Below are 24,260 nucleotides of genomic sequence, written 5' to 3'. Positions count from 1 at the left end.
ACCTTTTAATAGCGCATCAGCCATCTGCATGCCTTGGGCTCGAGTGTGCAGGAATGCTTTGTGTACCTGTTGAGCTGCTTGCTGATTTTGAGCAAAAGCTTGGTTGTGTGGTGTTACAGACGGCTGTGATGCTGCATCCGTATTAGCGTCGATATTTGATACGCCATTTTTAGCGGATAGGACATGAGTCATATTGCTGTGGTTACCTGTTAGCTGACTGTGGCGAGTTGGCGCCAGAGTAGGGGATACTGATGTAGGAGTTTCGATGACTGGCTCTACCGCGTTCTGCGCTAATGCCTTCTTCTCTAACTCTTTTTGCGCAAGGGCTGCTTTGATGTTTGCTGTCGTTGGAATCGACGCCACTTTTGCTGCTTGTTTGCCAGAAGCTTTCTGCTGAATCGTTGCCAAGTTAGTCACTGGGGTTTGGGCAATATGTTGATAGATATCGCGACCACCAAGAGTCACTTGCTTAACCAATTGACGTTTAGCATCGCTCGCCAGTTCATTGCTTAAACGAACGGAAAGTGACTGAGATTCAACACTCGACTGGCTTAGTAGCAGCTGTGAACATTGTCCTTCGCTGATGTTGGCAACAATCGCGCTCTTAGAGCTGATATTTGGATTCAGAGACTCAAGGTTCAGGTTGAGGAGACCGTGTAGCAGGCTTGCCATGCCAGAAGCTGCAGAGCAGTGACCAACACGTTGGCTCGCTTGAGTGGTCTTGGTAACTTCTAAGTTGAGAGATACAAGCTCGTGTGACAAAGACTCAGGTGCATGGTTAAGCTCAAGCAGAGAAACATCGTTTGAGCTCATACCGACTTGAGTCAGTAACTCATCAACAACGGCGTTGTTACGCTCGCTTGAGCCAAAGGCCAAGGCGTTAATGCTGCCGTAAGCTGTGTCTTGGTTGCTCGCTACTCGACCTTCTTCCACAAGAACAATTGCACCTGCGCCTTCGCCCACATTCCAACTGCCGTCTTGCGGTTGTCCGAATTTTGGATCAAGCGACACTGGGCTCACGCTGTTCTTCAGAATCACATGTTCCGCACTGCCGCTTAGGTCGACGGCTGCAATCACGACTGCATCCATGGATTCTTGCGACATCAGGTTTTGCGCGACATCGACACAACGAGCAACTGACTGTTCAGCGGCTGAAATCGTAAAGGCAGGGCCATTAAAGTCCCATAATGAAGAGATGCGCGAAGCCATGATATTGCCGATGAAACTGGTGTATTGGTTCAGTTTGGCTGCGTCCATCACACTGTCCATCGCGATGGTTTCTAGCGATTGGTATTCGTCTTGTGTTAGCTCAATACCCATGTTGGCAAAGCTGTCAGCCAATTGGCTATGCAGGTTTACGCGTCCACGGAATTGGTGCATCTCAAGCTCAGTTTCCATCGCTACCAGTACTGCAACCTTTTGGCCTGCCACAAGCTTGGCATCTTTGATCGCTTCGTCTGCAACTTTCATCAGTAGCAACTGCTGAGAGATCAAACGGTCATCTTCATTCGGCGGTACTTTGAAGCGTAGGAAATCGAGGTCGAATTGATCGATGTAAGCCCCGTTTGGAATGCCGTGTAAACCAAACTGATTCAGCAGTTCTGGATGTTGGTCTAAACCTTTCCAGCGCTTCTTAGGCAAAGCAATGAAAGCATCGTTGTTGGTTTCAATCGCAGTGCTCAGCGCGTTGATACTTTGCAGAGAACCGAAGTGAGACGCGAGGCCAGTAATGCTTAAATTAGACGGCTGTAGGCTTGGAGACGCTGACTCTAAAGTCTGGTTTACATGACTGGTGTCAGAATATGCTTCAAGCAGTAAGTGAGCGTTACAACCACCGAAACCAAATACAGAAACGCCCGCACAGCGCTCTGGGTTGCCCGCTTTACTTGGCCAAGGTTGAACCTGTGTTGGCAGAGTCTGTGAGCCAAATAAACCTTCTGGCGACGATAGTGGCTTGTCTAAGTTAATACTTGGCGGAAGCACGCCTTCTTTCATCGCAAAGATCATCTTCATGATCCCCGGCATACCCGCCGCAGTCAGCAAGTGACCGAGGTTGGACTTCGCAGAGCCAATTAATGGCGGGTTAGAACCATTCAATTTGTCAGCAAAGAAACGCTCCATTGAGGTTAACTCAACCTTGTCACCTAATGGTGTGCCGGTTGCGTGACACTCAATCACTTCGATGCTGTCTGGGGTTAGGTTTGATGCCTCGTAAGCGCGTTCAAAGGCTTGTACTTGTCCTTTGCTATTTGGGCTTAATACGAACTGGCCACGGCCATCGTTCGACAAGCCAATACCGCTAACGACTGCGTAGATGTTGTCGCCATCTCGCTCTGCATCAGCTAAGCGTTTTAGGACTAAAACACCGGCACCTTCGCCAGCAAATAGACCTTTACTATTGCTATCAAACGGAACCGAAACACCGTGGTCAGGGTAAGCGTGGAAGATGGAGAAACCCATGTTGATAAAGAATGGGTCAGCACCGGATACCGCGCCTGCCAACATCATGTCGGCTTTGCCCGTGTTCAAGTAATCACACGCTAACTTCAATGAATACACTGAGCTTGCACATGCCGCATCTAGGCTAAGTTGCACGTTGCCTAAACCTAGCGCATCAGCCACTAACTTCGAGGCGTTGTGTGCTGCAGCACCATTGATCGGATTAAGGTCTTGCGCGGTTTCATTGGTTGGTAGCAGTGAAAACTGGTCATTAGCCAATTTAGCTTGTAGTGCCTTTTCGACGACCGAGTGATACATCGGCAGAAACAGGTCGTTCGAGCGTGTGGTTGGGAACGAAAGGGCACCCATGATCACGCCTGTACGCTCTAAAACATCGGCATTTAAATCAATGCCGGCGTCAACTAACGCCTTACGACTGGTATCCAAAGCCCATAGGAAACTTTGGTCAACACCGTTGAATGATTCTGCTGTCAAGCGGTAGCCATTGCTGTCGAAATTGAAGTTTTCGATGTAGCCGCCTTTATCACAGTAAAAGCGGTCTGACTCACCTTGCACGCCCTGATAGCTTTCAGGTTCAGCACCTAATTTTTCAGCGCTTAATGTGGTTCGAGAATCTTTTTTATCCAGCAAGTTTTGCCAAAAGTCTTTTGGCGTATCAGCTTCTGGGTATTGGTTAGCAATACCGACAATCGCGATCTTATTGCACTTCACTTGCTGCTTATTCTGAGCCTGATATTTATATTGAGATGGTTTCGATTGAGAACTCATACTAGCTCTCCTTGATGATTCACTGCGCTGCCTTGAGACACACCACTTAATTGCTTAGCGGCGGTGATCTGTTGTTCTAGCCCTTGAATAAGTGGCTCGACAGACAGTGGAATTTGATGAGTAATGAGCTGGCCAATACACTTGATGAGCGTGACAACATCGTCACCGCCTTTGGCATTGGAAGCGATTGTGCAGTATTGGTCTGCTACGTTGTCGCTACGATTGATCTTGTCGATCAATGTGCTGGTTTGACGATCGGCACCCACTTCGACAAACAGACGCGCACCTTGTTGACGTGCACTTTGGATCAACGCGGTGAAATCCAGCGTCGAACAGAAAGTGTCGGCAATCGAAAGGGCGATGCTGTCGCTGTCTATATTGATTGGTGCGCCAGTCGGTAGACCTGCTGCGCTGATAAAGCGGATATGCTTTGGCAACTCGTCGAACAGTGGTTGAGTGTAAAACTCACGCACTTGGCTATGCTGACTCAGCGCTGGTGTGGTGTGCATCGCAGTAACACGGTTAGCGGCAATACCACGTTTACCCAGTTTCTTGAGTAGTGCACGACATGTGCTTTCACAACCTGCTAGCACGCAAGTATCACCTTGGATGATAGCGAGATAAGCGCGTGGGAACTCTGGTAACAGAGCTTCAATCGCTTGCGCATCACTGCGAACCACAAAGCTATTCCATTGGATGCTTTCGTCGCCGTTCAGCTGCCAATCTTGACGTACTGCGGTGAGTTCGCCAGAAATAGCCGTAGTGAAGATAGGACTGGTTTGAGTCATCTCAATCAGCGCATGTGGGTTTTTCCAAACATTCAAGCTAGCCCACATGGAAGCCTCACCCTTGGAGTAACCCAAAGCGAAGTCTGGCTGCACTTTGAATTCATCACACAGCAGTTGTGTTAACAGATAACTACTGCCCACACCGGCAATTGCCAGTTCACTGAGCGACATTTCTTGCGCGTCTTCAGCATAGGTTTTGTCAGCCTGCAGCATCTCTTTCAAGTTACCTTCACGTTCTAAACGAGCAAATAACTGTGGGAAATGGTGGTGAAATTCACGCAACATACCGGGATAAACCGTGCCAACGCCAGGGTAAACAAATGCAACACCACCTTTGCTTTGAGGCTTTGGTGAGAAACAACTGCCTGCTGGAGTCTTGTATTGGCTATTGTCAGCCATTATTTTTGGCAACGCATTTTCTAGCGCTGTGATCTCTTGCAGTGCAGCATCGATTGAAGCCGCCTGAATCACGATATTCGCACCACAGTCAGCATTGTGTTGAGCGCTTTGGAAATGACTTAGGTTTGAATACATCAAGCTGGCGATAGCAAGTTCTCTGTCTGCCGAATCACTAACGCATTTAAGCTCAGCTCTTAGTGAGGCCAACTGAGAAACCAATTCAGTTTGCTCGCAGCCAGAAACCACAAACATCAAACGCTCGCTGGATAGCAATGGTTTTGGTTCGTGCAAACCGGTCGCTTGAGTCAATATCAGGCTGGTGGCTTTTTGGCTATCGTCACTGAAAGTTAACGCAGCAATACGTGCTTTGTTCGGCTCAGTGAACCAGTAATGGTTAGGTAATGAATGGCTCGGTAATGAACGGCTAGATATCGCATTAACCATATTCAACAATTCATCAAACTGCTGAGAAGCAGATAGGACGGAGTATTGTTGTTGATGGCTTAAGTCTGAAGCGGGGCGGCGTGACATATCCAGAGCAAGCTGAACGCTATTTCCGGTAGCTGTATCTACAAAGCTCGCCAAATTCGCGTGTGGGTGAATCTTATTCTGAGCAGCATTCAGCGCACTTAACATCAACAATGATGGTGAGTGATGATCCAAACAGAGCTTAACGACATTACCTTGATTGACTGTCTCGATGGCGTGAGCAAGTGCTTGATTAAAATTGCCATCAACCACAACAGTTATCATCTCTGGGAACGAGGGAAATAAGTCGGCAGAAAGCTCAGCCGCGTTTGCTGGCTGAGCTAAAAGAGCTATGCGCAATGGCATCGCTTTATTAGTAGGAACAGTCACTATGACAATTGCTCCTTTTCTGCTTTTTTAGTCGCCTCTTTCTTCGATACTGCTGAGCTAGACTTCGGCAAAAATGCGTCGTTTAAGCTCTTGCTGATGGTGACTTTGGCACCTTTCATTACTGCGCTTAAACGACCATCTTGGTGGTAAAGCGAGATATCAGCTTGCAGAGACCGAGCCGTGCTTTTTATCACGCTCAGCTCTAGCCAACCTTGGTCACCATTGCGCATCGGTGCGTAGCAAACAAACTCACCAATTGAAGACGGTAGGCTTGCCGCGCCGTATTTCAATCGAGCCCATACCAGCATTGCTTGCAACAGATAATCTTCAGCAAATGGCTGACTATCGCCAAAACCTTGCTTCGGAATAAATGATCCGCAGTCGCTGTTTTCAATCCGAGGCAATTGGCACTGAGCCAGTAAGCCTAAGTCGTCAAAGCGTTCAACTGAAGTAATACCTTGCAGTCTTGGTCCATGAAACAGAGTGCCGTCACTGTATAGAGCTTGTGCCGTTGTTACTGGTGTTGAAGAGTTAGCTTCAAAGCGTTTTGTCGACGCTTGTTGAACATCTTCATACACTTGCACAGAGGCAACTTGCAACTGAGCTTGATACTGTGGTCGCCCTTGGCAACTGATCACTGCTTTTAGCTGCTCTTTTGATTTAGCATCAGAGGACGGCTTCTTAGTGTCTGCAGACAAGACAAGCGTTAGCTCTTGCACTTCATCAGTATCAAAAATCACACCTTTCAGCAGTTTGTAGTTGTGAACGCTAACGTTCACCCCTAACAGTTGCTCTGCGACTTCACGCATCCATTGGATGGCACACACTGTCGGTAACACAGGGTTACCGGCAATGCAGTGATCTTGAATGAAAGGCAATGCCTTTGGATCAAGATGACGTGTCACAGTGATGCTTGTATTCAGCGGACTCTTTGCAAGATGCACAGACTCCGCATTAAGCTTTTTTACAGCAGCTTCCTTGTTGTCAGAACCTTGCATGCTCGTACCAACCAGTAGTTGAATGCCAGTTTCGTTCAGTAGTTGAGAACTAAACAGCTCTGCACCCGCTTGAAGAGGAATTACGTACACACCACGCTCTGTGAACATACGTTTCAGTGCTGCGTTGACCATGCCACCGTCCCACGGTCCCCAGTTGAAGCTCATTACTTTCGCTTGAGGGTTACGCGCTGACAATTGTAGAGCCGCTTTGTTTAGGATCTCGTTAGACATCGAGTAATCGCTTTGGCCTGTGTTTCCGTAGAAACCCGCCGCCGAAGAGAACATCGCAATCAGTTTTAGCTTGCTGCTATCAAGACCGCCAAGAACTGCTTCTAGTCCGCCCACTTTGGTGCCGTAAACCATGTTCAGTTCATCAAGCGTTTTATCTTGAATGTGTTTGTCAGCCAGTACACCTGCACCATGGATAAGACCTGTAATGTTGTCGAAGTTTGCCAGCGTTTTCGCTACTGACTCATGGTTCGACACATCTAAGCTTAGGTATTCAGCGCTCGCGCTAATCTCGTTGAAAGCGGCAAGTGCTGCATTGATTTCAAGGCTGCTTAATACTGGTTTTAGCAAGGCATCTACTTTCTTCGGCGTTGGTTTGTCACCTGTTGCTTGTAGGTGAGCGATAGCCGCTGGTTTTAGCTCTTTCTCTTGCTTGCCTTGTGCCCACTGAGGTAGCTCAGCTGAAGTAATATGCTTACTACGACCGGCAAGAATGAAGTGAGACTTACATTGCTTAGCAAGTGTTAGCGCACATTCAAACGTCACGCCTTTAGCGCCACCCGTCACGAGAACTTTGTCGCTCTTGGTAAGCTGAGCGCCTGCGTTTTTGGTTTGTGTAGCTCCTGGTGTTGCCGCAATCAATGTTGCACGACCAGATTCCCCGTTTTCTGCATGGCTAAGGCCGATTTCAACCGTGTTGGTATCGATATCGAACAGTTCACCTGTGATAGCTTCAGCTAGGTGACGAGCATCAATAGAAGCGTCAGCATCCAATGCGCGGCAGAACACGTTTGACCATTCATGGCTCAGTGTCTTAGTTAGACCAGACAACGCGGCTTGGTTGAGTTCTGCATTCGCTAGTTGCTTAGTATCTAGGTAACCAAAGCCACCATCGATACAGCTTAGTGTGAAGAACACACTACGACCAGAAACGGCATTCAGTTGGCCATTTAGGTGCTTCGCGAATAAGAACGCTGTGGTTAGTGAAGCTCTGGAGTCTGCATTCAAGTTAACCGCTTGCTCGTTGCTTTGTTTCGCATCAACGATAGCTTGTAAATGAATGAAGCCAGCAATCACTTTGTTTGACGTTTTAAGGTCTGCTTCGATGTCGTTAATAACTGCAGTCACACCAGCATCATCGATGCTGTTGAGTGTGTAGCTTGCGATTTCACTGTTTAAAGGTGACGCGGCAGAAAGGGCACTACGCACTACGGCAACTTGAATGCCGTTAGCGGTCAACTTTTCTGCTAGAACACCAGCGTTGTGACCATCATCTGTGATCACGACGCAAGCGTCTTTTGAGAAACAATCGACGAGTTTATCTGCCGCTGGTAGCTTTTTTAGCGCTACCTCATTGTGTGGAGGAAGTTCCGCTGTCGCTGTTTCTGCGATAGGCGTTACTGATTCAGCTTTTGGAGTCGCTACGGGTGCAGCAGCGGATAGCTTGCTTTGCATGTAAGTAACGATTTCACCAAGCGTACGACACTCAGCTAGGTCTTCAGGGTTTAGTTCTGGCAGCGTTGGTAGCTGGTCTTGAACCGTACCCAAGATCTCAACGCGTTTGATTGAGTCGATACCAAGGTCTGCTTCCATGTCCATCGCTAGGTCGAGCATTTCTGCTGGGTAGCCTGTTTTGTCGGCAACCACTTCCATCATTGTTGATTGAACGTGAGCAGGGTTTAGGTCGTTGCTTGCGCTTTCTACAATTGCCTCTACTTCTGCAGCAGGAGCTACTGTCGCTGCTTCCGAACTAGGAGCTAACTTGCTGTTCATGTAGTCAACGATTTCACCCAGAGTACGACACTCAGCTAGGTCTTCAGGGTTTAGCTCTGGCAATGTTGGTAGCTGGTCTTGAACTGTTCCAAGGATCTCAACACGTTTGATTGAGTCGATGCCAAGGTCTGCTTCCATGTCCATTGCTAGGTCGAGCATTTCTGTTGGGTAGCCTGTTTTATCAGCGACTACACTCAGCATTGTGCTTTGAACTTGTTCTGCGTTTAAACTGTTTGATACTGCTTGCGCTGGTGCAGATGCTTGAGCCGCTACTGGAGCCGCTACTGGAGCAGAAGCTGGAAGCTTACTGTTCATGTAGGCTACGATTTCGCCCAGAGTGCGACATTCAGCTAAGTCTTCAGGGTTTAGCTCTGGAAGAGTCGGTAGCTCGTCTTGAACTGTACCTAGAATTTCAACACGTTTGATTGAGTCGATACCAAGGTCGGCTTCCATATCCATTGCTAGATCTAGCATTTCAGTCGGGTAGCCCGTCTTCTCTGCGACTACTTCTAACATGGTTTTCTGAACGACAGCCGCATCTAAACCGCTAGCTGCTTGAACTGAAGTTGCTGCAGTTTGAGCGACTACACGAGCAGAAGCCGGAAGCTTGCTGTTCATGTAAGCAACGATTTCGCCAAGAGTACGGCACTCAGCTAAATCTTCAGGGTTTAGCTCTGGAAGAGTAGGCAGTTCATCTTGAACCGTACCAAGAATCTCAACACGTTTAATTGAGTCGATACCAAGGTCTGCTTCCATATCCATTTCTAGATCAAGCATTTCCGTTGGGTAACCTGTCTTCTCAGCAACCACTTCTAGCATGGTTTGTTGAACGACTTTTGCATCAAGACCGTTAGCAGCTTGAACAGGAGCAGTTGCGCTTGGCTTTGCTGCCACAGGCGCTGATGCTGGCATCTTGCTGTTCATGTAGGTAACGATTTCACCAAGAGTACGACATTCAGCTAAATCTTCAGGGTTCAGCTCTGGTAGGTTCGGCATTTCGTCTTGAACGGTACCAAGGATCTCTACGCGCTTGATTGAGTCGATACCAAGGTCTGCTTCCATGTCCATTTCTAGATCAAGCATTTCCGTTGGGTAACCCGTTTTCTCGGCGACCACTTCTAGCATCACTTTTTCAGCATCGGCTGATTGTACTGCCACTGGTGCAGCCACAGGAGCCGGTTGCGCTTTAACTGGCACAGGTTGAGCTGCAACAGGCGCTGCCGCTTGAGCCGCTACTTGTGGTGCAGGAGCTGCTTTCTGTACTGGCGTAACTTGAACAGACTGGGCTTGAACTGGCGCGGCTTGTACAGTAGTCGCTTGTACTTGAGCTACAGGCTGTTGAACGATAGCTGTTGGTGTAGCTTGAATTACTGGCTGAGCATTTACTGGCGCAACGAAGGTTGGTTGTGTCGTTTGTACTGAACCTTGCGTCAGCATATTAAGTGCTGAGTTGTTGCTGTGTGCTTGCATCTCTAGGTAATGAGCGTGAGCTTTTAGCGTTTCAGCTTGGTGCTGGTGGAACATTTCCATAGAACGTTGCAGGTTCTCTGGAATTGTTACGCCTGCTGTTGCCATTTTCGCTTGCTCAGACATTAGGGTGTTGAACGTGTCACCGTATTGCTGAGGAATTGCAAGGAACTGCTGATGTACTTCTGCTGCTTGTTGTTGAGCATTGAAGAACGATTGCAGTGAAGATTCATCAACCGTTACTTGAGCTGCTGGCTGAATAGTCGTTGGTGCAGCTTGCGCCACTTGAGGTTGCTGAGCTACTTGTGCACTTGGCGCTGCTGCAACTGACTGTTGTACATTTGAAGCTTGAGGAGCAGCCACAGGTACTTCAACGATTTCTGTTTTAATCACTTCTTTTTCCACGATTTTCTCGACTTCAACTTTCACTTCAACAATCTCAGTCTTTTCGGTGACGTTGCCCGAAGCCAATGATTGATCCATTTTCTTACGAGTAGCAGGGCTGATGTAGTTGGTTGCATTCAGCTTGATGTTCATTGGTGATGCCTTTGCAGGTTCAGCAATGTCAGCTTGGTAAGGGTCAATGTTGTCTAATGAAACACCTGTCACGCACAGTTGAACCGCAGCTAAACGAAGCTGTTGGTCACTGTCTCCTTTAGGGCTTGGGTTGATGCTGATTGCGTAAAGTTCTTCGTTTTTATCAGCCAGTGTTTTCTCAACCAGCTTTTGAAGAATGTTTTTCGGACCGAACTCAACGAATACGCGCGCGCCTGCTTCATACATCGCTTCAATTTGCTCGCTGAAACGAACCGATTGCAGCATGTGTTGTTTGAATGCTTTCTTAATCGCTTTAGCGTCTTTGCTGTGCAGTTTGCCCGTTGCGTTTGAGTAAAGCGGCAGCGTTGGAGCGCTAAATGAAGCTTTATCAATTGCAGCTGCAAATGGCTTTTGAGCATGAGCAACAAGCGGGGTGTGGAAAGCACCAGATACTGGCAGAGCAATTGCTTTGAAGCCTTGCTCAGTTAGCGCTTGGGCTGCCTGCTGAACGGTTGCTGTTGGACCCGCAATAACCAATTGAGTCGGAGCGTTGTAGTTGGCAATGCTCACGCCTTCGAATTGGCTGATGCAGCTTTCAACGGCTGGAAGTTTGTCTGCGTCTAGAATGACCGCAAACATAGTACCGCTGTCGCCTTGTTCAGGTGTCGCCGCCATTGCATCGCCACGAGCGAAAGCTAGCTGGTAGTAATCGTCTTGCGAGATAACACCCGATGCACATAGTGCGCTTAGCTCACCAAAGCTGTGTCCTGCGACCATGTCGGCTTTGAAGCCAGCTTGAGTCATGATGTCGAACTGACCCATAGACACAGTACCAATCGCACTTTGCGCATTGGCCGTGTTGGTTAGTACCGCTTCTTGAGCTTTGGTTGCTTCTGGTGTGAAGGTTGGAATTGGGAATAGAATTTGCGACAGAGCCGTTTTCTTGTGCTGACCAAATACCTGATCCGCTTGAGCAAGCTGTTGGCGCATTTCAGGGTAATGACAAGCAAGCTCTCGACCCATGTTTAGGTATTGCGAACCTTGACCAGCAAATAATGCAGCCACTTTACCAGCACCGTTTTCAGCAATCAGTGCCGACTCACGGTAGCTAGTACCGTTTGGCATTTGCCAATGTGTTTTGGTTTGGCTCTCAAGCATAGAAACCGCTTGAGTCAGTTGCGCTTGAAGGTCTGCTTGGTCAGTCACGACTAAACCAAGGCGAGCGTGCTTAGCGTCCACTTCGCGTAGAGCGTGCTGCTCAGCAAGCGCTTCTAGTTTGAACGCAGCATCGGCAGCTTGAGTTGAAACCTGCTTGAGCTCATTGATCAATGCTTGACGAGATTCTGCGCTGAATAACAGAGTTTGCGGTACTTGGCGTTGACGGTATTTATCACCGCGAGCGTGCTCTGGCGTGTACTCTTCCAATACAACGTGGAAGTTAGTGCCACCAAAACCAAATGAGCTGATACCTGCACGGCGTGGTGTACCGTCGACACGTTTCATCCAAGGACGCGTTTGTGTGTTTAGGTAGAACGGTGAGTTCTCGATATCTAACTTAGGATTCGGAGCCGATACGTTGATCGTTGGCGGCAGTACTTTGTGGTGCAGTGCTAATGCAGCTTTGATTAAGCCAGCAGTACCCGCGGTTGATTTAGTGTGACCAATTTGAGATTTCACAGAGCCTAACGCAATGTGTTGCTTCTCTTCATTGTTCTCACTGAATACCGAGTTTAAGCCACCAAATTCAGCCACATCACCTGCAGCAGTGCCTGTACCATGTGCTTCTAAAAGGCCAAGCGTGTGCGGTGCGAAACCAGCATCATCGTAAGCACGTTTAAGCGCCTTTGCTTGTCCTTCAGGGCGAGGTGCGTAAATACTCTTGAATTTACCATCCGAAGAAGAACCGACACCTTTAATCACTGAGTAGATTCTGTCGCCATCGCGCTCTGCATCTTCAAGACGCTTAAGAGCAACCATGCCAATGCCTTCACCAATCATCATGCCTTTGGAGTCGATATCGAAAGGTTGAATGGTTTCATTAGTGGTAAATGCAGGTGTTTTAGAGAAACTCATGTACATGGTTGGTGAGTTATCAGTACACACACCACCTGTGATCATCATTTCACTGCGACCTTCAACCAGCTCACTCAGAGCCATGCGCATTGCGGCTAGAGAACCTGCACACGCAGCATCTACTACACAGTTAATGCCACCAAGGTCAAAGCGGTTAGCAATACGACCTGAAATAACGTTACCCAATGAACCAGGGAACGAGTTCTCTTCCCAGTGGATGTATTGGTCTTGGAACTTTTTGATCAGCATTTCGCTGTCTTCGTCGTTGATGCCACTGCTCTTGAAGACTTTTTTCAAAACAGGGTATTGAAGACGAGCATTTAGGCTTTGAGCGATCTTCTGACCACCACCCACACCGAGCGTAATACCGATCTTATCGCGATCGTAACCTTCAGGAAGTTTCGCATCTTCAAGTACTTCTTTTGCCACGATCAGAGAAAGCAGCTGTGACGTATCAGTCAGTTCAAGGATATTTGGCGGAAGACCGAACTCCATAGGGTTGAAGTCAACTTCTGGGATGAAACCACCGCGCTTACAGTAAGATTTGTCTGGCGTTGTACGATCTGAATCGTAGTAATCTTCTGGACGCCAGTGCGTATCAGGCACTTCGGTAATTGCATCGATCTTTTCGCTGATCAAATCCCAGAACTTGTTTAAGTAACGAGAGTTCGCAAACATGCTTGCCATTCCAACGATAGCAATAGGCATGTCTTTAAGACGTTTATTAAGTCGAGTGTCGTCGACTGATTCCGGGGTATTTTTTTCGGGTTGGCTCATTATGAGTCTCCACTTGAAATCACTGAGGGCGATGTCGTGTTTTGAGGCTGCGCTTTTAATTGAATCGAAAATAAATCTGAAACAGATTTGGACAAACGCAGCTGAAGAGTAAGGCTACCGAAAGTCGGCCACCTGACTGAAATAGGGGGTGCGAAGTACAGTGACTTGCAGGGGTTGATTACGTTTTTCATGCTATAAGAGGGCATTCGAATGTGAGGTTGATGTCCATTTAAATCCTGTCCAAAGTACTGCTTTATGCAAAGCAGGTATCCGCAATAAAAACGTGTGATTTTGTTTAATGGTTGAGCAGGCTACCCGAGGTGAGTGGTCGATACAATGCTCCCAGAGACCACTATGATCTGTTCAGACCAGATGATTTTTCTGAACTTTTGTTTTTTGTATTTTTAATGGAATTAACTTATTGATAATTAATGAGTATGGGTGGTTTTTTAGTGTTTATACTCTATATTTTGACTTGGTGAGATCTATGTCAGATTTTTGTAAGTAACATTTAATAGATGCCTGTTCCATAAGGTGGAATGTGATCTGTGTTTTAATTTGTTATTATTTTAAAAGTTAGTTTTAAGTCCCTATATGAAGGGTGTTTCCTGCGCAGATTCTCTATGTTTATCTCAAATCATAGGTGAGTTAAATTTGTTCGTTTTGATGTTTTATTGATGGCTTTATGAATAGTGATTTTTAAGAAGTGAGTGCTCAAAAGATGGAAACACCAGTCGTTGATTTGTGGCTTTGTTCTCTAAGCAATTTGGATGAAGGTACTGATCATGTGTCGTGCCTTAAACAGAAACTGACCGACGATGAAGTCGCTAAGGTTGAGCGTTATCGAATGCCTTCATCTCAGATCCAAGCGCTCTATGTTCGTAACTACTTACGAGAGGTTCTGTCGATCTACTCTGATTTGACGGCTGAAGAGTGGCGATTTGAGTATGGTGAAAAAGGCAAACCAAGCTTGATTGCAGAGCAGCAACACAAAACCGGACTGAATTTCAATATTAGCCACAGTCAAGATCATTTACTGATTGCTGTCTGCCGAACGAAAGGGCAACCACTACAGCTTGGGGTGGATATAGAACATGCAAGAAGCTCGACCAACATCGCGGCGATCATGAAGCATTACTTTTCGGAATTTGAGATTAACGATTTACTCGAGCTGGATGAGGTATCTCAAAGAGAACGTTTTTTTGATTTGTGGGCACTGAAAGAGTCGTACATCAAAGCGACAGGTAAGGGGTTGGCCACATCATTGAAAAGTTTTTCGTTCGATTTTTCCAATCTAACTCAACAAACGCTGCCAGTTCATTCGTCGGGTTTACGACCAGAGTTACATGGAGGAATCATTGTCCATAACGGTGTAGGGTTGGATGCTGCTGAAAATGACAATACTTCAACAGATTGGCAATGCAGTTTAGGAAGGCTGGATAACCAGTTTCGATTTGCCGTGACGCTTGGTGGTGCAACGCTTCCTATGCAATTAGAGATTAAGTGCTTCCCCAAATCGAAGCTACTTGGCTGAGTTTACGTTCGTTACACTAGAACCTTTAGCTTCTAATCTTGAACACGGCTCGCTCTCAGCCATTCGTAATATTGGCTAACTCGTTTCGCCAAGCATCGCTTTTAATACTTCTGCGGGTACAGGCTGAAGTTGTTTGTCTTTATCTAGGCAAACCATCTCGATATCACCAATCACGGCAGGTTTGGTTGCATCTTTACGCCATACCTCTTGTCGCCATAAGGTTTTGTATTTGCCATCGAGCTCAAAAGAGGTTCGGATATCGCAGATCTCTGCGAACTCAACGCCGTCTTGAAAGGTCATATTGGCTTTATACACCGCAAACCCCAGTCCATGTTCATTCCACAACTCTGCCAGTTTATCGCTGCCCAACACATGCTCGCGCGCACGCTCAAAGTATTTAAGAAAGTTAGGGTGATAAACCACACCTGAGTGATCGGTATCTTCGTAGTAAATCTGTACTGGGTGATGGTAGATCTGACTCATGGGTAGCAACTCTTGGTAAGTAGTGGATCAGTAAATCTGACTAAGTTGTGCAGCACTCTACAGGATAGGTTGAAATTACTTCAAGGCATCATCGTGAAAGGGGCTTTTGGTCAGACCTCATTTATCACTGATGCTTTGGTCAACTCCCACCCATTTACAAATATTCTATGTGTCATTTTCCACCCATTAATTTTTGTAGCGAGTTAGCGACAACTGCAGGCAGATCTGATGAAGCCTTGCGGTTAAAGGCTTGTTAATGAATTGTGTCAATATGGCGCGCTAATTGCCTTAGTGAAAGCACGCAGTTCCCATTGAAGGGCTGCTTTGTTTACTAAGGAGAATAATAATGTTTAAGCCTCTTACCCTGCTGTCTGTATCTGCTCTGGCGCTTACAAGTTTTAATGCTGCTGCAAACTGTGACCCTGGTGAAATCGTGATTAAATTCAGTCATGTAACCAATACCGATAAGCACCCGAAAGGCATCGCCGCTTCTTTACTGGAAGAGCGAGTAAACACAGAAATGAATGGAAAAGCTTGTATGCAAGTTTTCCCTAACTCAACACTTTACGATGATAATAAGGTACTGGAAGCCCTGTTAAATGGTGATGTTCATATGGCGGCGCCATCGCTGTCAAAATTTGAGAAGTTCACTAAGAAATACCGCATTTTTGACCTTCCTTTCCTATTTGAAGACGTAGAAGCCGTTGACCGTTTCCAAAACTCAGAATCTGGTGAAAAGCTGAAGAACGCGATGAAGCGTCGTGGCCTGCAAGGTCTTGCGTTTTGGCACAATGGCATGAAACAGATGTCGGCGAACAAACCTCTTATCAGCCCTGAAGATGCAAAAGGTTTGAAATTCCGTGTTCAAGCATCGGATGTATTGGTGGCTCAGTTTGAACAACTAGGCGCTAACCCACAGAAGATGTCTTTCAAAGAAGTGTACGGTGGCTTGCAAACTAAAGTTATCGATGGTCAAGAGAACACATGGTCAAACATCTACGGTAAGAAGTTCTTTGAAGTACAAGACGGCGTGACCGAAACTAATCACGGTATCTTGGATTACCTAGTTGTAACGTCAAACGACTTCTGGAAAGACCTACCTGAAGATGTACGCACACAGCTTGGCACTATCGTTCAAGAAGTGTCTGAGACGCGTAACGCAGAATCTTCAAAAGTTAACCTAGCGAACAAAAACAACATCATCGAAGCGGGTGGTGAGGTTCGTACACTTACGCCTGAACAGCGTGAAGCATGGGTAGCTGCACTTCAACCAGTATGGAAGAAGTTTGAAAAAGACATCGGTTCAGACCTTATCGATGCAGCGTTAGCTTCAAACCAATAACACCGCTAAGGGAGTGGCGAGTATTCGTCACTCCTTATTAAAACAATTATAAGCGGAGTCAATTATGGAAAAGCCTCAAATGGAACAACCAAATTCTAGCGAATCAGCACTGGAAACCTCTCTTTTTTCCAAAGTCGGAAGAGTTACGGATGTGATTGAAGAGTCACTAATCGCATTTTTCCTTGGCGCAATGACGCTACTTACTTTTGCCAACGTGGTATTTCGATACGCATTCAATGACAACATCTTATGGGCACTGGAACTGACCGTGTTCATGTTTGCTTGGATGGTGTTAGTGGGCGCATCTTATGGCGTTAAAAAACACTTCCACATTGGTGTTGATGTGATCATCAACCTTGCCCCAGAAAAGCTACGCAAAGTGTATGCGCTCATCGCCGTGACAAGCTGCCTAGCATTTTCAATCTTACTTCTTATCGGTTCTTGGAATTATTGGTACCCATTCGCGACCGATCGCGCATGGTACGAGACCGACGATATTCCAATGCCAGAGATGCTTCAGTTTCTTGCTGACTGGCTGAATGAAGGCGAGCGATACGAGAAACTGCCACGTTTTATTCCTTATATGGCGCTGCCGATTGGTATGGCAATGCTAACGTTCCGTTTTGCTCAAGTTGCTTACCAAGTCGTCACAGGCAAGCTTGACCGCATGATTGCAGGACACGAAGCCGAAGAAGAGCTGGATGCGTTGAAAGCAGACGTGCTAGCGGGCCCTGACGAAGATGCAACAGCGGTATTGAATTCGACTCCGCAGAACAAAGCGAATGAGTCGAGTACAAAATCTAACGGTAAGGAAGACTAATCATGGCAATGTTATTTCTATTTTTAATGGTAATTGCTTTCATGTTGGTCGGTGTACCAATTGCAATTTCCCTCGGTTTATCGAGCGTAATATTCTTATTGATGCACTCAGATGCGTCATTAGCTTCAGTCGCACAAACGCTGTTTAATGCATTTGCAGGCCACTACACACTCTTAGCGATTCCTTTCTTTATCTTGGCCTCTAGCTTTATGTCTACTGGTGGCGTGGCGAAACGTATTATCCGTTTTGCTATCGCGATGGTGGGTTGGTTCCGCGGCGGCTTGGCGATGGCGTCGGTTGTGGCATGTATGATGTTCGCAGCCCTTTCTGGTTCATCTCCTGCAACGGTAGTGGCGATCGGTAGTATCGTTATCGCAGGTATGATCAAAAACGGCTACTCAAAAGAGTTCGCGGCAGGGGTTATCTGTAACGCAGGTACGTTGGGGATCTTGATTCCACCGTCCATCGTGATGGTGGTATACGCGGCGGCGACCGATGTATCGGTAGGTCGTATGTTCTTAGGTGGCGTTATTCCTGGTTTGCTGGCGGGTGTGATGTTGATGATTGCTATCTACATCGCAGCACGTATTAAGAAGATTCCGGCACAGCCATTTGTGGGCTGGGGCGAGATGTTCGCAGCTGCAAAAGACGCAAGTTGGGGTCTGCTACTGATTGTCATCATTTTGGGTGGTATCTACGGCGGTATTTTTACACCGACGGAAGCGGCGGCTGTTGCAGCGGTATACGCGTTCTTTATTGCCAACTTTATCTATAAAGATATGGGGCCGTTTGCGGACAAGAAAAATACAAAGCCTGCTTTGGTTAAAGTGTTCCAAACCTTCTTCCACAAAGATACCAAAGACACGCTCTATGATGCAGGTAAGCTGACGATCATGCTGCTGTTTATCATTGCCAATGCTCTGATTCTTAAGCATGTACTAACCGAAGAACGCATTCCTCAGATGATCACTGAGTCTATGCTTTCTGCGGGCTTAGGTCCGATCACCTTCTTAATTGTGGTGAACGTTCTACTCTTGATTGGTGGGCAGTTCATGGAGCCATCAGGCTTGCTGATCATCGTTGCGCCGTTGGTATTCCCAATTGCAATTGCACTGGGCATCGACCCTATTCACCTAGGTATCATGATGGTTGTGAACATGGAGATAGGGATGATCACACCGCCTGTGGGGCTCAACTTGTTTGTGACCGCAGGGGTCGCGAAGATGTCGATGATGAACGTAGTAAAAGCCGCACTGCCATGGGTTGGCGTGATGTTCTTATTCCTGATTATCGTGACCTACGTACCTTGGGTATCAACATGGTTACCGACTACCTTGATGGGACCGGAAATCATAACCAAGTAGTGGGCTGTTTAGTTACACGGCTAGTGTAACGAACGGTTTCATTATCAATGTAAATAACGGCGATAGATGAAGAGTTACACCTTTTCATCTATCGCTTTATTTTTCCCGCGCCTTATTGTGCCGCTTAAACGCCTGTCATAACCTTTCCAGCGTACTTTTTTCTTTCTTCGCTCGCGCCCAGATCTTCTTTCTACTTCATAATGGTCATCAATCAGCACTGTATCTACAATGACAGGAATGGTCGTTTTTTCATTCATATGCAACTTATCCTTAAAGTCGACATATAAATTATGGAAGATGAACCTTATCTCTGCCAGTTTCGATATACATTCAGATTAAGCTACGCTTTGCGTTTTATTTCGTGTTTGATTCTTTTATCTCACAGCTTAATTATTCACTTCGAAATCTATTGTTTTACTTAAAATTATCTTTGTCGATTTGATAACGCTGCATTTTGTCGTAAAGCGTTTTTCTTGGGACATTTAATTGAGACATAGTTAATTTTATACTCCCTTCATTCTCAATCAACGCGCGTTCGATCACCGCTTTTTCGAACTCTGCCACTTGGTCCGATAGGCTAATGCTGGTGTCTGAGTGGCTCTCTGAGTTCGCACCATCACCCAGTTGAGCTAATTTCCCTAGTAAGATGAAGCGTTCAGCGCTGTTACGTAATTCTCGAACATTTCCCGGCCAATCATGAGCCAAAAGCGCGTGCAGCTCCTTTTGTGGAAGGGCAGGGGCAGTCTTGCCATAACGCGCCGCAGCGACCAGTAAGAAGTGGTGGAAGAGTGCTGGGATATCTTCTTGTCGGCTTCTTAACGGCGGTAAATCTAAGGTCACAACATTGAGTCGATAATAGAGGTCTTGGCGGAAAGTGCCTTCTTCAGCGGCTTTCTTTAGGTCGACTTTAGTTGCCGCAATCACTCGAATGTCTAGAGGGACTAAACCATTAGACCCAACCCTTTCGATGACGCGTTCTTGCAAGACGCGCAACAGGCGAATTTGTGCCTGCATTGGCATGGACTCAATTTCATCTAAGAATAGAGTTCCGCCCTGAGCAAATTCAAATTTACCGACACGTTTGCTTTCTGCGCCAGTGAATGCCCCTTTCTCATGGCCATACAGTTCACTCTCAATCAGATTTTCAGGCACTGCGCCGCAGTTGACTGCGACGAAGTTTTGTTCTCGCCTGCTGCTTTGTTCATGCAGAGAACGTGCAACTAATTCTTTGCCGGTACCTGTCTCGCCAAATAGCAATATGTCGGCATTGGTATCGGCAACGTGAGTGATGATAGACCGCAGCTCCGTCATTGATTGCGTATCACCAATGATTCTAGGGCCGAGCGCTTGGCTGGCTTTGAGTGAACGTTTTAACTCAAGGTTCTCTAGTGTGAGCTGACGTTTTTCTATCGCTCGCTTAGTGGTTTCGATTAGGCGTTCATTAGCGAAAGGTTTTTCAATGAAGTCATAGGCGCCGTATTGGATGGCTTGAACGGCCATTGAAATATCGCCGTGACCAGTAATCATGATCACGGGGATCTCTTTGTCTTTGTGCATCACGGTGTTGAGCAGATCATGCCCGGATAGACCTGGTAGACAGATATCAGTGATGATCACGTGAGGTAAGCCGTTTTCTTGAATCGCGAGCAGAGCAGACTCCGCATCGGGAAAGAATTCGGCATCAATATCGGCGAGCTCAAAGCTCTGTTCAATAGCCATTCTCAGATCGGATTCATCATCAATGAAATAGACGTGACACATAGTTATTCCTTTAATCTTTTATTTTTATTTTTATTTTTATTTTTATTTTTGGTGAAGGTGTACTGGTTTGCTTAGCGACTAATCTGATTCTTTTGTTGGAGCTATGGGTAACTCGATACTAAATCGAGCACCACCTTGTGGGCTGTGATCGGTAACTAGCTTGCCATTTATTCCGCTGATTATTTGTTGAGAAATCGATAGCCCAAGTCCAAGTCCATTTTTCTTGGTGGTATGGAAGGGTTCAAAAAAATTTCCGTTAGAAGGGGAGGTGAAGCCTGGACCATTGTCATCGACATGAATCAGCAAGGTCTTGGCTTGTTGATGGTCGGGCTTCTTAATCTCTAACAGAATAGCTAATTGTTTGTCGTCTTGTTGTTCCATCGCCTGAATCGCGTTAGTCAGCAAATTAATGATCACTTGTTCCAATTGAATGGCGTTGGCGAGCACGCAAGCATCAAAGGTTTCAGGAAGTTCGTTGAGCTTTACTCGTTCACTCTTGAGTTGTGGTTTCATCAGTTCTTTTGACGAGTGCAATACTGGCAGTATCTGTAACGTGTGCAGCTCTTCCGCAGTGGATTTCTTTGCAAAGGAACGAAGCTGGTGGCTTATATTAGCCATACGGTCAGTGAGCGCCGAGATTCGCGATAGGTTGTCATCGACACGCTCGGTTTTTTCTTTGGCAAGAAACAGTCGGCCGTTGTCGGCATAACTGCGAATCGCAGCAAGCGGGTTATTCAGTTCATGGCTGATGCTTGCTGACATTTGCCCCAACACTGCCAGTTTGGCGGCTTGGATGAGTTCGTCTTGTGTCTGCCTCAGTACATGTTCAGTTTCGATTCGGTGCTTAATCTCGACATGCAACTCTGATGTTCGTTCAAGCACTTGAAATTCTAGCTTTTGCTTGGCTTCGGATTGCAGTCTATCTATCTGAGCTCGTCTTTGTTGTCGATGGTGATTGAGTTGCATCGTTAGATAAATAATCGCAAAAATAAGGCTCAAAACCACAAGGTAAGCAACCAAGTCCCACCAAACTAAGTGGGTTGGAGAAAATACCCGTATGGTGAGTCTTGGTTCGGCTAGGAAACGCGAAGAACTAAAGAACTGCTCTTGGACGAGTTTGTGTGGCGACTCAATACGACTGGTGGCACTGTCTAAATCGCCGGAGAAGTGCAGGCTTTCTATTTTTGTATCGAGATACTGCCTGCTTTCTTGAATTCGAGTGTGTTGTACTTCGCTTAGCGGCTGAAGGCTTTTGAACAGCCACTCAGGGTTACTCGACATAAATACAATTTGATCTTTATCGTCAGCAACAAAAAAACTCTGTTTGCCTTTCCAACTTGCTTCAATCAGCGATAAATCCATCTTTACGACAATGACGCCAATAATCTCGGCGGCATAGGAGACGGGGTAAGAATAATAATAGCCTCGCTTTCCAGAGGTTGAACCTAGCGCAAAATATTGATTTTCATTGCCAATAATCGCTTCTTGAAAGTAGGGGCGGAAAGCAAAGTTACGACGAATAAAAGAACGCGGTTGATTCCAGTTACTGGCTGCAATGGTGGTGCCGATACTGTCTAGTAGGTAGGTGTCGGATGCTTGAATCACCGAGTTTACGTGCTCTAGATAACGATTAGTGAGTTCGATTTGCGCAGAGTTACTTGGAGAGTGCAGGGCATCGACCAGCTCTTTGTCTTTTGAAAGCAGCTCGGGAATGTGCGCGAACTTATCCAATTGGTTTGAAATATGAACAGAAAAGCGGTCCAGCTTAGATTGATGATCATTTAACAAACTTTCATGGCTCGTGCTCCACACCCAATGACCGCCAAACACCATCAGTAAACTGTATGTGACCATTAACAGTATTGGGATTTTAAAAGCTTGAAACATGAAGGCTCTCCGCTGATTTCTTTGGTAAACAATCAAGCCTGTCTTCTCTCGTTTATGGTAGTAAATAGCGGTAGTTTTTGCTGAAAGCAGAGAGTGAACAGATGGATGTAGGTTAAGGGTTTGTAACGGGGATTGTTGAAAAAGTTATCGACTCTGAGGGGTAAAACAAGAGCAAGATCTCTTTTTAAGGTTTTTAGCAAAAAAAGCCCTCGATTCCCTTGAAAAAGTCGCTATTGTCCCCATTTCTGTTGTGCTAAGTGATGATTTGATCGTTTTTGTATCACTTAGTTGGACGAATTTAGAGCATTCATCATCATGCAGAGGTGAACGGCTCGACAGAGATTAAACAGATCGCTAGAATGTCGCGTCTAAAATTTCTGTCCTGAGGCTAATCGGAGATACCTTTCTTGTTTCTGAAAACAAGCTTTATTGCGTTTTAATCGACGTGTGAAGAACGAAGATATCGCTGATTAGTCTGGTGTTTGGTTGAATAATCAATTCAGACATCAATGCTCGATTTTAAATTAGGTGTTCGGATAGAGCACTACACAAGGATGCAGCCAACAACGTCTGCTTTTGAATTAAAGCTAAGTTACGGCTCATATGCTCAGATTACTGAGCCAGTTTTGAGGTTTATATAATGCAAGTTACTGTTGAAACGCTAGAAGGCCTAGAGCGCCGTCTTAATATTACTGTTCCTGCTGCTAACATCGAAGATGCAGTTACAGCTGAACTACGCAACATCGCGAAAAACCGTCGTTTCGATGGTTTCCGTAAAGGCAAAGTGCCAATGAAGATGGTTGCTAAAATGTACGGCAAAGCAGTACGTCAAGACGTGATGGGCGAAGTAATGCAACGTCACTTCATCGAAGCGATCGTTAAAGAGAAAATCAACCCAGCTGGCGCACCTACTTTCGCACCAGTTGAAAACAACGAAGGCGCTGACCTAGTATTCAACGCAACTTTTGAAGTTTACCCAGAAGTTGAGCTGAAAGGTCTAGAAAACATCACTGTTGAGAAACCAGCAGTAGAAGTTAAAGAAGCTGACGTTGAAGAGATGATCGAAACTCTACGTAAGCAACAAGCAACTTGGACTGAAGTTGAAGCTGCTGCTGACGCAGGTTCTCGTGCAACTATCGACTTCGTTGGTTCTATCGACGGTGAAGAGTTCGAAGGCGGTAAAGCTGAGAACTTCCCACTAGAGATGGGCGCTGGTCGCATGATCCCTGGTTTTGAAGACGGTATCGTTGGTAAAACAGCAGGTATGGAATTCGAAATCGACGTAAACTTCCCAGAAGATTACCACGCTGAAAACCTAAAAGGTAAAGCAGCTAAGTTTGCAATCAAAGTAAACAAAGTTGAAGCTCGTGAACTTCCAGAACTAAACGAAGAATTCGTTGCTAAGTTCGGCGCAACTGACGGCGTTGAAGGTCTTAAAGCTGAAGTTCGTAAGAACATGGAGCGTGAGCTTAAGCAAGCTGTTAAGAACCGCATCAAAGAGCAAGCTATCGACGGTCTAGTTAACGAAAACAACATCGACGTACCTTCTGCTCTAATCGATCAAGAGATCGGTGTTCTACGTCAACAAGCTGCTCAACGTTTCGGTGGCAACACTGAAGCTGCTGACCAACTTCCACGTGAGCTGTTCGAAGAGCAAGCTAAACGTCGCGTAGTTGTAGGTCTTCTTCTTGGTGAAGTAATCAAGACTGAAGAGCTAAAAGCTGACGACGAGAAAGTTAAAGCTATCATCGAAGAGATGGCTACAGCATACGAAGATCCAACAGAAGTTATTGCTTACTACGAGCAAAACGAGCAAATGATGAACAACATGCGCAATGTTGCTCTAGAAGAGCAAGCTATTGATGCAATCATCGCTAAAGCTCAAGTTTCTGATAAAGAAGTTAGCTTCAACGAGCTAATGAATCAGCAACCTGCTTAATATA

11 protein-coding genes and 2 pseudogenes are annotated in these 24,260 nt (G+C 46.2%); 6 read left to right on the top strand and 7 right to left on the bottom strand.

Going from position 1 to position 24,260, the window contains the following annotated elements:
- Window positions 1–3: 3 nt before the first annotated feature.
- The 3 genes and pseudogenes from A136_RS20865 to A136_RS20855 form a co-directional block, all read right to left on the bottom strand.
- A pseudogene (locus tag A136_RS20865) lies at window positions 4–3,228 on the bottom strand (beta-ketoacyl synthase N-terminal-like domain-containing protein); the annotation flags it as partial.
- Window positions 3,225–5,273, bottom strand: a complete 2,049-nt coding sequence (locus A136_RS20860) for a PfaB family protein (RefSeq protein WP_017064089.1) — start codon at window positions 5,271–5,273, stop codon at window positions 3,225–3,227. The pseudogene A136_RS20865 and the gene A136_RS20860, both read right to left, overlap by 4 nt.
- Window positions 5,273–13,126 carry a type I polyketide synthase gene (locus tag A136_RS20855; protein ID WP_017064088.1) on the bottom strand — a complete coding sequence of 2,618 codons (7,854 nt, stop codon included), beginning with the start codon at window positions 13,124–13,126 and terminating at the stop codon, window positions 5,273–5,275. The genes A136_RS20860 and A136_RS20855 overlap by 1 nt, the downstream gene beginning before the upstream one ends.
- A 721-nt stretch (window positions 13,127–13,847) precedes the next feature.
- Here A136_RS20855 and A136_RS20850 point away from each other — a divergent pair.
- Window positions 13,848–14,660 carry a 4'-phosphopantetheinyl transferase family protein gene (locus A136_RS20850; protein ID WP_017060627.1) on the top strand — a complete coding sequence of 271 codons (813 nt, stop codon included), beginning with the start codon at window positions 13,848–13,850 and terminating at the stop codon, window positions 14,658–14,660.
- Between the two features lie 75 nt (window positions 14,661–14,735).
- Here A136_RS20850 and A136_RS20845 read toward each other — a convergent pair whose 3' ends face one another.
- Entirely contained in the window at window positions 14,736–15,143 is a 408-nt protein-coding gene (locus A136_RS20845; RefSeq protein WP_004736070.1) for a thioesterase family protein, read from the bottom strand.
- A gap of 346 nt (window positions 15,144–15,489) precedes the next feature.
- Here A136_RS20845 and A136_RS20840 point away from each other — a divergent pair, with 346 nt between their 5' ends.
- The 3 genes from A136_RS20840 to A136_RS20830 all read left to right on the top strand — a co-directional run bounded on the left by A136_RS20840 (window position 15,490) and on the right by A136_RS20830 (window position 18,669).
- Entirely contained in the window at window positions 15,490–16,485 is a 996-nt protein-coding gene (locus tag A136_RS20840; protein ID WP_017064087.1) for a TRAP transporter substrate-binding protein, read from the top strand.
- Between the two features lie 64 nt (window positions 16,486–16,549).
- Entirely contained in the window at window positions 16,550–17,305 is a 756-nt protein-coding gene (locus tag A136_RS20835) for a TRAP transporter small permease (protein ID WP_029235189.1), read from the top strand.
- Window positions 17,306–17,307: 2 nt separating this feature from the next.
- Complete coding sequence (locus A136_RS20830; RefSeq protein WP_010439490.1) at window positions 17,308–18,669, top strand: TRAP transporter large permease; 1,362 nt, start codon at window positions 17,308–17,310, stop codon at window positions 18,667–18,669.
- 74 nt (window positions 18,670–18,743) lie between these two features.
- Here the strand turns inward: A136_RS20830 and A136_RS20825 are convergent, their stop codons facing one another.
- From A136_RS20825 to A136_RS20815, 3 genes are all read right to left on the bottom strand, one after another.
- Window positions 18,744–18,926, bottom strand: a complete 183-nt coding sequence (locus tag A136_RS20825; protein WP_017064086.1) for a hypothetical protein — start codon at window positions 18,924–18,926, stop codon at window positions 18,744–18,746.
- A gap of 157 nt (window positions 18,927–19,083) precedes the next feature.
- Window positions 19,084–20,430, bottom strand: coding sequence for a sigma-54-dependent transcriptional regulator (locus tag A136_RS20820; RefSeq protein WP_017064085.1), 1,347 nt, complete (start codon window positions 20,428–20,430; stop codon window positions 19,084–19,086).
- 78 nt (window positions 20,431–20,508) lie between these two features.
- On the bottom strand, window positions 20,509–22,317 hold the full coding sequence (locus A136_RS20815) for a sensor histidine kinase (protein ID WP_017064084.1): 1,809 nt from the start codon (window positions 22,315–22,317) through the stop codon (window positions 20,509–20,511).
- A gap of 163 nt (window positions 22,318–22,480) precedes the next feature.
- Between A136_RS20815 and A136_RS23195 the strand changes: the two are divergent.
- Window positions 22,481–22,663, top strand: a pseudogene (locus A136_RS23195) (hypothetical protein); the annotation flags it as partial.
- Between the two features lie 294 nt (window positions 22,664–22,957).
- A complete protein-coding gene (gene tig / locus A136_RS20810) occupies window positions 22,958–24,256 on the top strand; it encodes a trigger factor (protein ID WP_017060621.1) in 1,299 nt (432 codons plus the stop codon).
- Window positions 24,257–24,260 lie beyond the last annotated feature (4 nt).

The sequence above is a fragment of the Vibrio crassostreae 9ZC13 genome, from assembly GCF_000272045.2.
GTDB lineage: Bacteria > Pseudomonadota > Gammaproteobacteria > Enterobacterales > Vibrionaceae > Vibrio > Vibrio crassostreae_C.
Note: the sequence above shows the minus strand (reverse complement) of the source record. Positions and strands in the feature narration are given on the sequence as shown.